At 39.5% G+C, this 14,468-nt stretch carries 17 protein-coding genes and 1 pseudogene; 4 read left to right on the forward strand and 14 right to left on the reverse strand.

What is annotated here, in order from left to right:
- The first annotated feature begins 27 nt into the window (after positions 1–27).
- A pseudogene (locus LIT25_17700) lies at positions 28–531 on the forward strand (DUF3189 family protein).
- A gap of 115 nt (positions 532–646) precedes the next feature.
- Here LIT25_17700 and LIT25_17705 read toward each other — a convergent pair.
- From LIT25_17705 to LIT25_17750, 10 genes are all read right to left on the reverse strand, one after another.
- Positions 647–1,147, reverse strand: coding sequence for a VOC family protein (locus tag LIT25_17705; protein USK32425.1), 501 nt, complete (start codon positions 1,145–1,147; stop codon positions 647–649).
- Positions 1,148–1,759: 612 nt separating this feature from the next.
- A complete protein-coding gene (locus tag LIT25_17710; protein ID USK32426.1) occupies positions 1,760–2,428 on the reverse strand; it encodes an NlpC/P60 family protein in 669 nt (222 codons plus the stop codon).
- Positions 2,429–2,663: 235 nt separating this feature from the next.
- Positions 2,664–2,933 carry a 30S ribosomal protein S14 gene (gene rpsN, locus LIT25_17715; GenBank protein USK32427.1) on the reverse strand — a complete coding sequence of 90 codons (270 nt, stop codon included), beginning with the start codon at positions 2,931–2,933 and terminating at the stop codon, positions 2,664–2,666.
- 149 nt (positions 2,934–3,082) lie between these two features.
- A complete protein-coding gene (locus LIT25_17720; protein USK32428.1) occupies positions 3,083–3,439 on the reverse strand; it encodes a hypothetical protein in 357 nt (118 codons plus the stop codon).
- A 249-nt stretch (positions 3,440–3,688) separates the two neighbouring features.
- Positions 3,689–4,894, reverse strand: coding sequence for a GTP-binding protein (locus LIT25_17725; protein USK32429.1), 1,206 nt, complete (start codon positions 4,892–4,894; stop codon positions 3,689–3,691).
- 130 nt (positions 4,895–5,024) lie between these two features.
- On the reverse strand, positions 5,025–6,182 hold the full coding sequence (locus LIT25_17730) for an NAD(P)-binding domain-containing protein (GenBank protein USK32430.1): 1,158 nt from the start codon (positions 6,180–6,182) through the stop codon (positions 5,025–5,027).
- A 578-nt stretch (positions 6,183–6,760) separates the two neighbouring features.
- A complete protein-coding gene (locus LIT25_17735; protein ID USK32431.1) occupies positions 6,761–7,015 on the reverse strand; it encodes a DUF3886 domain-containing protein in 255 nt (84 codons plus the stop codon).
- A gap of 68 nt (positions 7,016–7,083) precedes the next feature.
- On the reverse strand, positions 7,084–7,752 hold the full coding sequence (locus LIT25_17740) for a CoA transferase subunit B (GenBank protein USK32432.1): 669 nt from the start codon (positions 7,750–7,752) through the stop codon (positions 7,084–7,086).
- Positions 7,753–7,766: 14 nt separating this feature from the next.
- Positions 7,767–8,462 (reverse strand): CoA transferase subunit A, encoded by a 696-nt coding sequence (locus LIT25_17745; GenBank protein USK32433.1) that lies wholly within the window; start codon positions 8,460–8,462, stop codon positions 7,767–7,769.
- Positions 8,463–8,479: 17 nt separating this feature from the next.
- Positions 8,480–9,667 (reverse strand): acetyl-CoA C-acetyltransferase, encoded by a 1,188-nt coding sequence (locus LIT25_17750; GenBank protein USK32434.1) that lies wholly within the window; start codon positions 9,665–9,667, stop codon positions 8,480–8,482.
- A 594-nt stretch (positions 9,668–10,261) separates the two neighbouring features.
- On the opposite strand from LIT25_17750, the gene LIT25_17755 reads away from it, so the two are divergent.
- Positions 10,262–11,167: a hydroxymethylglutaryl-CoA lyase gene (locus tag LIT25_17755; GenBank protein USK32435.1), complete on the forward strand. Its 906-nt coding sequence runs from the start codon at positions 10,262–10,264 to the stop codon at positions 11,165–11,167.
- 16 nt (positions 11,168–11,183) lie between these two features.
- Here the strand turns inward: LIT25_17755 and LIT25_17760 are convergent, their stop codons facing one another.
- Positions 11,184–11,477, reverse strand: coding sequence for a DUF5316 domain-containing protein (locus tag LIT25_17760; protein ID USK32436.1), 294 nt, complete (start codon positions 11,475–11,477; stop codon positions 11,184–11,186).
- Between the two features lie 358 nt (positions 11,478–11,835).
- On the opposite strand from LIT25_17760, the gene LIT25_17765 reads away from it, so the two are divergent.
- Positions 11,836–12,762, forward strand: a complete 927-nt coding sequence (locus LIT25_17765) for an alpha/beta hydrolase (GenBank protein USK32437.1) — start codon at positions 11,836–11,838, stop codon at positions 12,760–12,762.
- 42 nt (positions 12,763–12,804) lie between these two features.
- Here LIT25_17765 and LIT25_17770 read toward each other — a convergent pair whose 3' ends face one another.
- Positions 12,805–13,047 carry a YqkC family protein gene (locus LIT25_17770; protein ID USK32438.1) on the reverse strand — a complete coding sequence of 81 codons (243 nt, stop codon included), beginning with the start codon at positions 13,045–13,047 and terminating at the stop codon, positions 12,805–12,807.
- A 13-nt stretch (positions 13,048–13,060) separates the two neighbouring features.
- Positions 13,061–13,384 (reverse strand): iron-sulfur cluster biosynthesis family protein, encoded by a 324-nt coding sequence (locus tag LIT25_17775; GenBank protein USK32439.1) that lies wholly within the window; start codon positions 13,382–13,384, stop codon positions 13,061–13,063.
- A 285-nt stretch (positions 13,385–13,669) separates the two neighbouring features.
- Between LIT25_17775 and LIT25_17780 the strand changes: the two genes are divergently transcribed.
- Positions 13,670–13,867 carry a CDGSH iron-sulfur domain-containing protein gene (locus tag LIT25_17780; GenBank protein ID USK32440.1) on the forward strand — a complete coding sequence of 66 codons (198 nt, stop codon included), beginning with the start codon at positions 13,670–13,672 and terminating at the stop codon, positions 13,865–13,867.
- A 271-nt stretch (positions 13,868–14,138) separates the two neighbouring features.
- Here LIT25_17780 and LIT25_17785 read toward each other — a convergent pair whose 3' ends face one another.
- Complete coding sequence (locus tag LIT25_17785) at positions 14,139–14,468, reverse strand: YolD-like family protein (GenBank protein USK32441.1); 330 nt, start codon at positions 14,466–14,468, stop codon at positions 14,139–14,141.

Consider the following 14,468-nt stretch of genomic DNA (forward strand, 5'->3'; position numbering starts at 1 on the left):
AAAGGGATAAAAGAAAGGATTGAATTCATGATTTATATTTATAATTGCTATGGCGGCACACATTCCTCTGCACTTGCAGCAGCCTACCATTTAGAGAAGTAGCAAACAATACAGTACCATCTAAAAATGAAATACTTTCTGTTGATATGTTCAATAAACTAACTTCAAAAGACATGGGAAAGATTTTCTTTCATGGCATTGACTCAGATGGAAATAAAGTGTTTTCCTTAGGACGGGGTTCTTCCAAGCTTATCTTACCCTCCATTCAAAGTATGCTGGAAATACTTAATGAAAAAGGAAAACTGGAAGAAAAGATTATCTTTTCAAACACTTCACCCACAGTTCCATTAGCGATGACCCTGGGAGGACTATTTTCGAAGATTAAAAATCTACTTTATTGGTGTACCTTTATTAGTAATGGGAGCGAAAAAAGCCCATCCGGATCTTATTCAATTAGTACAGAATACCAAAGAGGCAGGAAAAGCCTCCATTCGAAACATTGAAATTCTTGATAACGGTTTTGGCAGATAGCGAAAGCCTCGTCAGAGCAGCGGTGATACTCTTGTTAAAAAGCACACATTCCTATCTGATTTTGAAATTCTAATGCCGTTTTAGAAGGTTTTGCTCAACTCTATCTATCGTAATTTTATTCTTCATACGCCTGCTTTAAGGTTTTAATATCCATTTTCTTCATTTGGAACATTGCTTTTAGAACTCTTTCCGATTTTTCAGAATCGGAACTGCTTATCATTTCGGTAAGACAGGTTGGAACGATCTGCCATGATACACCGTACTTATCTTTCAGCCAGCCACAAACCTGGGCTTTTTCATCTCCTCCTTCTGAGAGCTTTTCCCAATAATAATCGACTTCTTCTTGTGTTTCGCAATTGACAATGAATGATATTGCTTCTGTAAATTTGTATTGTGGACCGCCGTTCAATGCTACGAATTCTTGTCCATCCAGCTGAAATTTCACAGTCATCACTGTTCCCTCTGAAATCCCGCTGATATAATGTCTTTCTTTTCCATATCGAGTGATTTTTTCTATCTTCGAATTTTTAAAGACCGAAGTGTAAAAGACTGCTGCCTCTTCAGCTTTTAAATCAAACCACAAGTTAGTTGTGATTTTTTGGATTTTGTTTTCCACTTTTTTTCTCCTTCCTGTAATTCATTGTTACTGAAAGATTTTTAATTCTTATTTATGGACTACTTTCATTCTGATTCTTTAAGGATATATTTAATCCTGTCTCTGGCATAATTTTTTCATCCAATTCAAATATTTATGTAAGAAGATATGCTCAATGTTTCAGTATAATTATAAGTCCATAGCACGAAACCCTTATTTTACAAGCATCGCTAATAATTGTTTTTGATTATGTGTTTCTTATCCAATTAATAGAATTAGGTTTCAAAAAAACTCCCCTCCTTACTCTGAATAAATCCAGTTTTATATTTCACCTCTGATTTCACTAAAAACAATTAAAAGGAAAATAAGTATTAGAGTAATTACTGCGCCAAAAATATATGATATACCATAATTTTCAACTTCTTTCATAGTCAACCTCCTTCACTAATCTATATGATAGAGTTTTAGAAAATCTTAAGTTAGAAGGTATTTAAGTTAGAAAGATAATCAAAGGATCCTTATGTGGCTTATTCGGTTCTTTACTAGCTCAAAAAATGCCAACCATCAATTGATAGTTAGCATTTTTGTGCAATTATAAATTAATTGCGATGATAAGGATAGATTTTACCGATTTCAATATTTTATAGCCCCTATGTATCTTTGAGACCAATAGGAATTGTTCATAGAACCAATGCTTACACCTTTAGAAGAAGAACTATGAATGAATTGATTATTCCCTAAATATATACCTGCATGAGAAGCCCCTCGCTTGTATGTCTCAAAGAATACTAAATCTCCTGCCTTAGGTGATGAAACTTTAACTCCCTGCTTATAAATATCAGCTACTGTCCTAGGTAGTTTTTTACCTGCACTTTCATTAAAAACATAGTTTAAGTATCCACTACAATCAAACCCTTTTGGAGACATACCGCCCCAAACATATGGTACATTTAAATATTTTTTTGCAGTATCAACTAAATTTGACTTACTATTTACAACTGATTTACTGGCTTGCTTTGTAATCCCTAAAGCTTTATATGTATTTACACCTGCAATCCCATCAGCTTTTAAGCCTTTAGCTTTTTGGAAATTAACAACGGCGTTTTTGGTTATAGGACCAAAATAGGTTGTTGTTGTTTTATTAGCAAAGTAACCCTTTTTTTTCAATGTTTCTTGTAATTGTTTTACATCCGAATGGTACATCCCATTTTTCAATGTATGGTCACCCAATGCAGCACTACCAACAATTGGGCTGCTTAATAAAGCGCTGGTTAAGACAAAAGATGCGATTAACTTTTTCATTCTTTACCCCCATATTACTAATTTACTATTTTCTTAATATTATCATCATTAAGTAACAGCAATGTTGAAATTACATTTCATTTACTTTACAAAATAATGCAAAATATGCGCAGATTATACATTCTTCGCTATTATTGGAATTAAAATTAATCGTAAAAAGAACCCTCCAGATATCCGGTGGGGTTCTTTTTAACTCATGTTTTTATTACTAGCTGCTATTATCATAGAAAGTTATTTACCAGCTGGCTTTTTTCACTCCTGGAATCTGACCCTTATGAGCATATTCTCTGAAAGCAATTCTGGAAAGCTTAAATTTTCTTAAGTATCCTCTCGGTCTTCCGGTTACTTCACATCTGTTTTTTAAGCGTGTTGGAGATGAGTCTCGAGGCAGTTTTCTAAGAGCTTCAAAATCTCCTTTTTCTTTCAGCTCAATACGTAATTCTCTATATTTCTCAACTAATGCCTGACGTTTTTTCTCTTTTGCAACTTTCGACTTTTTTGCCACTGCTCTCATCCTTTCCTTCATATTCTATTGAATATACCACAAATCGTAATAATTACTATTTAAACACGAATTGAATAAAATTTCAAATTCTCCCTGTTAAACAAATCCTTAATGTGAGAAAAAATCAAGGTTCTACACGCTCAAAATCCTCAATTGACTAACAGATAATATTTCTTATCTTGATGCGTATTCCCCTGATTTTTCATCACTTTTTCTGTATAGTCGATCCCTCTATGTTTGTCTATTTTTTTGTCCAGTTCACGGTTTATTTCATTTTCAATCTGCTTCATCAATCTATATGTTTCATCGACTGTCATACAAAAATGAACAGCAGCTTGCTGGAATGGAGACCTTTGGATAAGAAGGTTTAAAAACTGCTCCTTTGTCTCACATTGTGAAGCCAGTCTATCTTCCAAACTTTCAATGTATTGATACAGGTTCTTTTTCTTCGGAGGCAGCCCTGCTATAATGCTCCGTGTTAAGACATTCATTAGCTTTTCGTTCATCACTGTCACCTCTTATACATGATATCAATCTATCCAAGTAAGAATGATTACGATTATAACCTTCTGCTTTCCTAAATTCTTATCATGTACATCATGTTAAAGCTATGATAAAAATAATGTAGATTTAACACTGCCAAATAATTCAGCTAAAATATAAATTTCTACATCCTTATTCAAAATACCGCCTTTTTTCAATCCTTAAAACGAAATTTTAAAAAGAGTAATTATGAAAAAAATCTTAAAATAGGGTTAATAATTTGCAATAGGTATCTCCCAGTCAAATGGATCCTCAAGTTTGTTCCAGTCGGAATCAAATTCATCATTTGTAAGTAAACATTTATCCAATAGCTTCACAACATCACGTTCGTTCATATCAACCCCAATAAACACAAGCTGTGTCATTCGATCTCCGAACTCTGGATCCCATTCTGCTTGTATATGAGGGTTCTCTTTCACTAGTGCATCCCGTTCAAGTACAGGCAAAGCTGCTACCCAATAAGACACGGGTTCGATAATGATAGAAGGTCCTGCTTGTGAGACAGAAAGGGCAAGTTTATTTCTTGTAGCACACCAGGCTATTCCTTTGACCCTGACCACATTTTCTGAAATAGAATGCATTAATTGATAAAAACGGTCACTGTGAAAAGGTAATTTTCGTTTATAGACAAATGATGTGATGCCGTATTCTTCTGTTTCCGGCTGATGGTCTTTATGACCGGTTGTTAACTCTTTAATCCATCCAGCAGATTCGCTGGCTTTGTCGAAGTCAAAAAGACCAGTCTGAAGAATTTCCGTGGGCTTGACTTGACCCTTTTCTGTTCGAATGAAGCGTGCCCCAGGCTGAAGCTTTCTTAATACCTGTTCAAGTTTATGTAATGCTTCCTCCGTTACCAGATCACACTTGTTTATGATGAGAACATCACAAAATTCAATCTGATCCAATAATAAGTCAGCAATTTCTCTATCATCTTCTTCACTTAATGCATCTTTGCGGTCAATCAAACTGTCACCTGACCTAAAGTCATGCCAAAAACGGCAGGCATCCACAACTGTGACCATAGTATCTAACTTGCAAAAACGCGTAAGGTCTATGCCCAGCTCCTCGTCAATATACGAAAAGGTTTGAGCCACTGGCACCGGCTCGCTTATGCCTGTTGATTCAATTACTATGTAATCAATATTGCCTTCAAGTGCCAACTTTTCAACCTCAATTAGCAGGTCTTCTCGCAATGTGCAGCAAATGCAGCCATTTGACATCTCGACTAGCTTTTCTTCTGTTCTCTGCAAGCCCCCTCCTTGTTTAATGGTTTCTGCATCTATATTGATTTCGCTCATATCATTAACGATAACAGCGACCCTAAGCCCCTCTCGGTTTTGAAGAATATGATTTAATATAGTTGTTTTTCCAGCCCCTAAATATCCGCTTAAAACTGTTACAGGAATTTTTTCAGCCAAGAAGATCTCTCCTCAAATCGTAATAATTACGATTTAAATATATGATATAAACTCTAAAATGTAAAGTGAAACCAAATTTCTTCCTATTTTATTTATCTATTATTGAAATGGTTTTGATTAAATTATTAACTTAAATTCCTGATACGATTTGTTCAGCAGCTTGTCTTGCACCGGAAATATTTCTAGCAATGGGCCCAATCTGAAGTTCAGCTAATGCTCCGGTTACGTATAAGCCTTCGGACCATTCAAGACGCTCTGTTACAATAGGATATCCGCATTCTGCACATTTTAGCTTTTCCCTTTTGATTAGAGGTGAAATCCATCCTCTTCCTGGGAGTGAAGGCTTAAACCCAGTTGCTAGAATAATTGATCTAGCTAAGATCTCTTTACCCTCTTTAGTAATCAGTATTGTTCCGTTTTCAACTTGCTTAAATGTATTAATCTCCTCATCTAACCATTCAAGCCGTCCACGTCTCTTCAAGTGGTGAAGTTTCATATGAAGATCTTGAGTTATGGAACCTCGGTGTCTGGCTTCAATAATTCCCCTGCGCCGGCTTGAATAATCGGGATTATTTCTAAATGAAGCCTGCTTTTTAGGGCCAAGCCATCCTGGATCACTATCAAACAGCTTGACTCTGAATGGATGCCTTTTCATCATTGTTACTTCACCAGGGAAAATGCTTGCCAATTTGTTCACGAGATGAGCAGCTGTCATCCCTCCTCCAATGACTACGATAGGTCCTAATAAAGATTCAAAATTAAGGGTATCCTCAAAAATATGATGAATGGTCTGTGTTTTATCTTTTAACTTTAGTGCCCATTCAGGCCAATAAGGCTGTTCTCCAATACCAATTGCAATCACAACATTCTTTGTGGTTAACTTATTTCCGTCATCATTGACGATTTCCCAATTAACACCAATCTTTTGAATCTCTATGACCCGACCCTTTATCCAGCATTCTCTCATATTTAATTCATGAAACAGATGATCACAATGCTGCTTAAAAAGCTTTAATGATGGTCTTTTAAAACGTCCATAAAAAGTTTCGCCAGGATTCTGTTTGGAAAATCGTTCAAGCCCAAATGGATTTATCTCAATATGATGAACGGATGGAGATCTCAAATATGGCATTGAAATCGCTTGGGTGCATCGTTCCCAGTTTTCCAGCGGCTTAGTGTGTGTGTCAATAATTCGTATTTTACAAGGTGTTGTTTTTTTGCTTTGCAGAAGAAAAGTGGCCATTGTAACCCCCTGAACTCCTCCTCCAATAATGATCCATTCATACATACAAAATCACTCCTATTATTTAAAACGTAATTATTACGATTTGATAAAAATAAGTGTAACGAAAATAGCTCTTACATGCAATAGCCATAAGAGGATCTGTTTTTTAGAAGCATATTCACAGGATCCACAAGAGAATTGTTGAATCCTCCATTTGGTTTTTGTCTCTTCTAATTTACCGCGTCTGCCTTGGTCTATGGCCCGCGCCCAATATCTACATTAATCACTTTGTTGTTTTCAACGAGCGCATCACTAATATTGCCTAGTAAAAGAATCCCTCCACTGCCTACTTTGTGTCCATTAGGATTACCGTTAACATCATGGACATAATTGCTTTTTATTACTATACCTTATGCGGATTAGCCTCCCATTCTTCCTGATTTGTCGCTGACGTTTTAATTGCAATACCAGCTCTTTGTGAAACGACTGTATCGTTATAATTTGTTACTTCAAAATTGTTGATTTCCAAGTAACTCCCGTCAGTTTTGCAGGGATAGGCCTATTATCAAAACTATAATCAATTTCCTTTTCTATCATTGCACACAAAAAAGACTCCATTTTACGGAGTCTTTACCATTCAGTCATTTATAATCAGACCACTTCATATTGCTGTCATTGAGCAGCTCTTCAAAACTTTTGTTCTTCTCTTTTTCTTTTTTCTCTTTGATTTTTTGAAGTCGTTCTTGCTCTGCCTTCTGCGCCTGTTCTTCCATCAAGCCTTTTTTCATGTTTGATAGCTTTTGGAATAAGTCAGATTCAATATGATCCTTTAAGTTTAAGTTATCTTCTGTTTTTTTAGGCTGAGGTCTATTCTGCCTTTTTTGTTTTTTTGCCATGATGATCACTCCCGTATCCTTTCATTATATACAAGAAAGGTGTTTGGTAGAAAGCGATTTGACCCTTTTTAATAAGCATCGAGCTTTACATCGTCTCCGATAATCAGCTCCGGCTCTGTAGATTTTTTGATATCTTCGATCGTGTAGCCTTTTGCGACTTCAACAAGCTTCAGTCCAAGCTCTGTCACATCTATGACAGCCTGATCTGTAATAATGCGGTGGACAACCTGTTTCCCAGTAAGAGGCAATGTGCACTCATTCAGAATTTTTGGTTCGCCCGTTTTGTTTACATGCTCCATGATGACAATGATTCTCTTTGCGCCATGAACTAAATCCATGGCACCTCCCATTCCTTTAATCATCTTGCCTGGAATCATCCAGTTTGCGAGGTCTCCGGTTTCGGATACTTCCATTCCACCGAGAATAGCCACATTGACGTGTCCTCCGCGGATCATGGCGAATGACTCAGCACTGTCAAAATAAGCAGAACCCGGAATAGCCGTTACGGTTTCCTTTCCTGCATTAATTAAGTCAGGGTCCACATCTGCTTCTTTCGGATAGGGTCCAATTCCAAGAAGTCCATTTTCAGATTGAAGAACAACCTGTTTGTTTTCGCTGATATAATTGGCAACAAGTGTCGGCATGCCGATTCCCAAGTTGACATAGAAACCGTTTTCAATTTCCTGTTCTGCTCTTTTTGCGATTTTTTCACGTACTCCTGCTTTATTCTGTATCATTGCTTTGCCTCCTGTCATCCTGTCTTTTGAACCGTTAACCGTTCAATGCGTTTTTGCTGTTCACCGAGTATCAATGATTGTACATAAATGCCTGGAGTGTGAATTTCACTTGGATCAATCTCTCCAACTTCAACAAGTTCTTCCATTTCAACAATCGTCACTTTTCCGGCTGCCGCAATCATCGGATTAAAGTTTTGAGCTGTTTTATTGTAAAGCAAATTGCCCATATTATCTGCCTTCCATGCACGGACAAGACTGAAATCTGCCGTTAGCGCTTCTTCCAGCAAATACTCTTTTCCCCCGAAGCTGCGCGACTCTTTACCTTCTGCGATTGGTGTGCCTACACCTGCAGGCGTATAGAAAGCCGGGATACCTGCACCGCCTGCCCGGATTTTTTCAGCGAGCGTTCCCTGCGGGACAAGTTCAACTTCCATTTCGCCTGAAAGCACCTGACGTTCAAATTCTTTATTTTCGCCAACATATGAGCTGATCATTTTTTTTATTTGCTTATTTTTAAGAAGCAGGCCAAGCCCCCAGTCATCTACTCCGCAATTGTTAGAGATGATCGTTAAATCTTTTACGCCTGTTTCTACTAAAGCAAGGATCAAATTCTCAGGAATTCCGCATAAGCCGAACCCGCCAACCATTAATGTTGATCCGTCTTTAATGTCTTTCACTGCGTCTGTAAAAGATGTATGCACCGTTTTCATTTATTTCACCCCAGGAATTATAGATTTTCAATGATTGTTGCTACGCCTTGTCCCCCGCCGATGCAAAGTGTCGCCAAGCCTCGTTTTGCATCTCTGCGTTTCATTTCATGTATGAGTGTAACAAGAATTCTTGTGCCGCTTGCTCCGATAGGATGTCCAAGAGCAATTGCCCCCCCGTTTACATTCAGCTTTTCTTTATCAAAATGAAGTTCGCGGTCAACCGCGATGGATTGTGCTGCGAAAGCTTCGTTTGCTTCAACAAGATCAATATCCTTCATGCTGAGTCCGCTCTTCTTAAAGGCTTTTTGCACTGCTGCAACCGGTCCAATTCCCATGATGCTTGGATCTACACCCGCGTTTCCATTAGCTGTAATTTTAACCAGCGGCAAAATGCCAAGCTCGTCTGCTTTTTTCCGGCTCATCACAACTACAGCAGCTGCGCCATCATTTATTCCAGATGCATTGCCGGCTGTTACTGATCCGTCTTTTTTGAAAGCAGCCCGCAATCCGCCAAGCTTTTCAGCTGTTGAACCCGCTCGCGGAAACTCGTCCGTATCAAATGTGACGGCATCTCCTTTGCGCTGCGGGATAACTACTGGCGTAATTTCAGCTTTGAACGTTCCAGCCTGAATAGCATCTGTTGCCTTTTTCTGGCTCCAGGCAGCAAATTCATCCTGCTCTTCTCTTGAAATTTCATATTTATCGCATAAATTTTCAGCGGTTACTCCCATATGATAATTGTTGAAAGCACACGTTAACCCGTCGGAAACCATTGTGTCAATCAGCTTTTGATCACCCATTTTAAATCCGTCGCGTGCATTTTTTAATATGTATGGTGCCTGGCTCATATTTTCCATTCCGCCGGCTACGATTATGTCAGCATCTCCTGACAGTATAGCCTGTGCAGCAAGGTGAACCGTCTTCAGCCCTGAACCGCAAACTTTATTGATTGTCATAGAAGGAATGTTTTCCGGCAATCCTGCTTTAATAGCTGCTTGTCGTGCAGGATTTTGGCCAAGGCCTGCCTGAAGGACATTCCCCATAATGACCTCGTCCACCTGCTCCCCTTTTAATCCCGCTTTTTCGAGAGCGTCTTTAATGACGATGGCTCCAAGCTCAGGAGCAGATACACCCTTCAGCGATCCCCCAAAACTTCCAATTGCCGTACGGACTGCACTTACGATGACCACTTCATTGTTGCTCATTTTCTCATTCATCCCCTTTTTTCATTGGTTCATAGATTGGTTTCGCTAAATAATGATAAATTCCTTCAAAATTTTCAAGATTCAAATTTCATTTGCATCTAATGCTAGTAAACTACTAATATAGAAATATGTAAACCCTTTCATAGAAAAGCGGAACCGACTGTTCAGCCCCGACAGGCAGATAAGAATTCACCCGAAAAGTCCGGGTTTGACTTTTTGGGGGAATTTGTTCTGACCGAGGGGTTAGGAGGTGGAGCTAGACACCACCGAAAAGCGGAACTGCCCGGTTAGCGCAGGCAGGCATAAAAGGATCCGACAGAAAAGAATCAACTGGAATAGGCCAAGTGAAGTGGAAGTCGATAATCCGACACTTTTGTAATTAATTCCATGACTTTCTCGATTTATTCCATGACTTTTTCGGTTTTTCCCGAGACTTTCTCGTTTTATTCCGAGACTTTCGTTATTGCAGTGGCGTTCGCTGCGGAATCCCCTGTTATGCCCCGCAAACAGGAAATGCATTCAGGCTGTGCCGAACGATCGACTGCAGCCATCTATCTGCTCACATCTATATTTTAGAAAGGCTGGTGTTTCAAGTTGAATCTTCCTGAACAGGTGACATTAATTGAAGTTGGCCCGCGTGATGGGCTTCAAAATGAAAAAAATGAAATTCCGACCGATATTAAGGTTCAGTTTATCAAGGAGTTAAAAAAAGCAGGATTTAAGGAAATGGAGCTGACATCGTTTGTTTCTCCCAAGTGGGTTCCCCAATTGAAGGATGCGGGAGATATTATTAAATACTGCACAGATGAGAGTCGAAATCTTGTGCTGACTCCGAACGAAAAAGGCGTGGTGCGGGCAAAAGAGGCAAAGTGCCGGGATATAGCCTTCTTCGTGGGTGTAAGCGAGTCCTTTAATTTAAAGAATATTAATTCAACAACGAAAGAAAGCATGGAAAAGCTTCTGCCCCTGATCCGTGAGTTAAAAGGAGAAGGATACTTTGTTCGGGCCTGTATTTCCACTGCTTTCTACTGTCCGTATGAAGGGAAAATTCATCCTGATGCTGTTCTGAACATATGTCAGCAGTTTGCGGATGCCGGAGTGGATGATTTAAGTGTGGCTGATACAATTGGAATGGCAAATCCCCTTGAGGTTTATGAGCTTTTTTCCAGCTTGAAAGCTCAATTTCCTGACATGCTGCTGACAGCCCATTTTCACGATACGCGCGGCATGGCACTGGCGAATATTTATGCTGCTTTGCAGGCTGGAGTCGACAGGTTTGACACTTCGGCCGGCGGACTTGGAGGCTGTCCGTTTGCACCGGGCGCCACTGGAAATGCAGCAACTGAAGATGTTCTTCATATGCTTAAGACCATGAACATTGAGACTGGGATTGAGATGAATCAGCTTTTAAAAGCAGTTGAAGTGATTGAGCCCCATCTTGCAGGAGCGATTCAAAGCAAACAGTTTCAGCTGAGCAAACGGGAGAATGCGGTTAAGTAAGAAATGCGGAAAAGGCTTAAATAAAGAGAATAAATGCGGAAACAATGGCGGCAGCACAGCTTGGCAAACCTAATAAAAACAGCTGGATGGCCCAGTTTATTCTCGCTTCCCTGTGCTCCTTTGTTTCTGAATGATAATTAGCTCTTATACGGTCTCTCCCGAGAAATGCATTTGTCAGCAGGCCTGAGATCCCGAAGCAAATGAGGACAACTCCGGACATCATGATGAAAAACAATTGAAGATCCTTTGCAGCAAAACTGATGATACCCGCTATACATGCAGATACAATTCCGGTTCCCAATGCTTTCATTTTTTCACGCTCCTTTCTCGTTATACGTATTGGATAAGCAGGATGTTTCATTTAGCCGTATAATTTCTTTTCTTTTTCCAAACGTTAGGATTATAGAAAGGAGCGAGGTCTCATGTCACAAGAAAAAAGTTCTAAAAGTCAAAAGGGAAAACCAAATGCTGATACAGTAAAGAAAACGATGGCGTTTGAAGAAATGGAAAAGGCTGTACATCCGACAAAGCGTCAAAATTCTGAACAGTGATCATGCAGCAAGCCGTCCTGGCTTGCTTTTTTTTGCCGGAAATGCGACTATCCTTATTTCCCGTCCGCCTTTCCTCATGCTAAAATAATTTCATAACCTTTGAGAGGAAGAATGCAGATGAAAAAATGGCTGATCGGAGCAGGCATTGTTCTCTCCTATATTTTTATCGTGGGATTCTTTTTTACCAATCAGATGATGTATATGAAAAAGAAGACGGATAAAGAAATTATTGACCGTGAAAAAAAGGACGGACATTACGATGAGAAGGAATATGATTCTTATAACAAAATTGAAGTTTCCATCCCTTCGAAATTCGGCTATGACATTAAAGGCATGCTCATCGCCCCTCATAAAACCTATTCATATGTGATTATTTGCCACGGAGTCACGATGAACCGGTATAATTCCATCAAGTACATGAAGCTCTTTTTAAACAGGGGAATGAACGTGCTGATCTATGATCACCGCAGACACGGGGAAACGGGCGGCAAAACGACGAGCTTCGGACATTATGAAAAATTTGACTTGCAGTCTGTTGTGCACTGGCTGAAAGATCGGGTTGGCGATGAACTGCATCTCGGTATTCACGGAGAATCAATGGGAGCTGTTACCACGCTGCTTTATGCAGGTCTGATTGAAGACGGGGCTGATTATTATATTGCCGATTGCCCATTTTCTGATTTACAGGAGCAGCTGCTGTACCGCTTAAAATCTGATTTTCGTCTTCCCGGCTATTTAGTCATGCCGATTGCAAGACGGTTTCTTAAGCTGCGCGACGGCTATTCTCTGCAGGATGTCTCCCCCATTGCTGTAATTGACCGGATCCAACATCCTGTTTTATTTATTCACAGCAAGGACGACGATTACATACCAGCTGCGATGACACAGCAATTGTTTGATAAAAAGCCTGGCTTCAAAAAGATTTACTTTGCTGATAAAGGCGCGCATGCTATGTCCTATACCGAAAACCGGGAAGAATATGAACGCATCATTGATGAGTTTTTTGAGGAATTGAAGAAAAAACGGCACACTGCCAAGCTATAAGAGAAATGCCCGGATTCAAGGGTTGAATCCGGGCATTTCGTTTTAACCAAGAACATCTGTTATTTCTTTCATGTTTTCACCCATATAGGCGATGGCCTCGTCAATCGTGGCAAACTCTTTTGCCTCAAAGGTCATTTCATCCTGCAGAAGCCAGACATCTTTCTTATCCTCGTATACTCCCCCGATGGACCAATGAAGCAGAGTATAAGGATGATTGCTGTTTAAAAAGGAAACCCATGTTTTATTCAATGCAATATTTTTAAGTGACGTTAAGCGATCCTTCATCTTTTTCTCCACCTCACTTTACTGTCAAGCTCATGCGGGGATTCAAGATTTGCGAAGGACACGTCAGCATGTATGTGTTTGCTGTTTCATTAAAATCGATGGTCATTTTTTCATCTAAGAAAACCATTTTAGATTTCTCAACAAGAACTGGAAATGCGTTTGTTTCGATTTCCAGATCATCACTGTCTTTTTCATCTATGAGCCAAAGTGCCGTAACACCGCTGACAACGCAGCCGCAGCCGTCTGTATCATATTTTAGTTTGATGTGCTTATCTGAATTCTCCTGCACGTTCCCTGAAATTTTTTTGATTGCACGATCTGTCCATTTTATTTCCATCATCTATGTCTCCTCATTTCAGCTTGCTTACGGTCATTTTATCATAAGTTTCCAAAACACGCATAAGGTGAAACTTTCATCAAAAAGGGATGTTTTTGCCCTTTTTGATGATTAGTTGAACCAATCGGGCTTTTACGGGCAGTTTTCCCCACTGATACTTTATAGAGCCATAAAACTTTGAGGCGGGGATATTACTGCCCGTTAATGCGGGATGAGAGCTTGCTTTGTCACATTGAAATGCCCGATTGAATACTTGTGTGAATAGATAAAAGGAGGTTATAAAAGATGGATAAAGCTCAAATTAAAGTGAATAATAATGGATCGCTTCGTGTCACCGGTGATGTGGAATTAGTTGACGCAGAGGGCAACGTGTTTCAAACGAAACAAAGCTTTTCCCTATGCCGCTGCGGGTTATCAAAGAGGATGCCGTTTTGTGATGGATCTCATAAGGGTACGTTTCAGTCGGTTGTACGCGCTGAATAACAGGCTGGCTGACAAATTCACTATGCTGAAAAAGCTTTATAGCTAAAAACCTGATTTTATTAGCCGTTTCGAGATTTTATTAGCCAAACTTCTGATTTTTATAGCTGAATTGCCATTTTTATTAGTAAAAGGCTTTTTGGACAAAATCCGTTTATTCTTTTTCCAGCCGTTTTTCTCTTTGTATTAGCCTGAAGTTATTCTAACTTTTTCACTTTCATGCGGAGCACCGATAATTCTGCAAAACCAAAAAAGGACTGTCTCAAAAGACAGTCTATTTCTCGCGGATATCTGTTATTTTGTTCAATGGCAGATCAAAGCGGGCTTCTTCTCCATTCACGATCCGAATGCATCCGCGGATCGGATCTACATAATGCACATATCCTTCCTGCACATGAAAACCATGATTTTCATAGTACGTAAAAGCAAGCTCACGGTTTTCTTCCATGGCAAGACTGATCAATTCATTGAAATGCTCCAGCTGCTGCTCATCCACCGCAGGCTTTGCTGCATATCCCTGTTCGATCTCAAGCTCCCGCAAAATTTTCACATGCTCAGGCAGCATCATGGATGTCCATTTGATATTGCCCCGATCCCGAATCAT

It is taken from the genome of Bacillus sp. F19 (assembly GCA_023823795.1).
In the GTDB taxonomy this organism is placed as follows: Bacteria; Bacillota; Bacilli; order Bacillales; family Bacillaceae; genus Bacillus_P.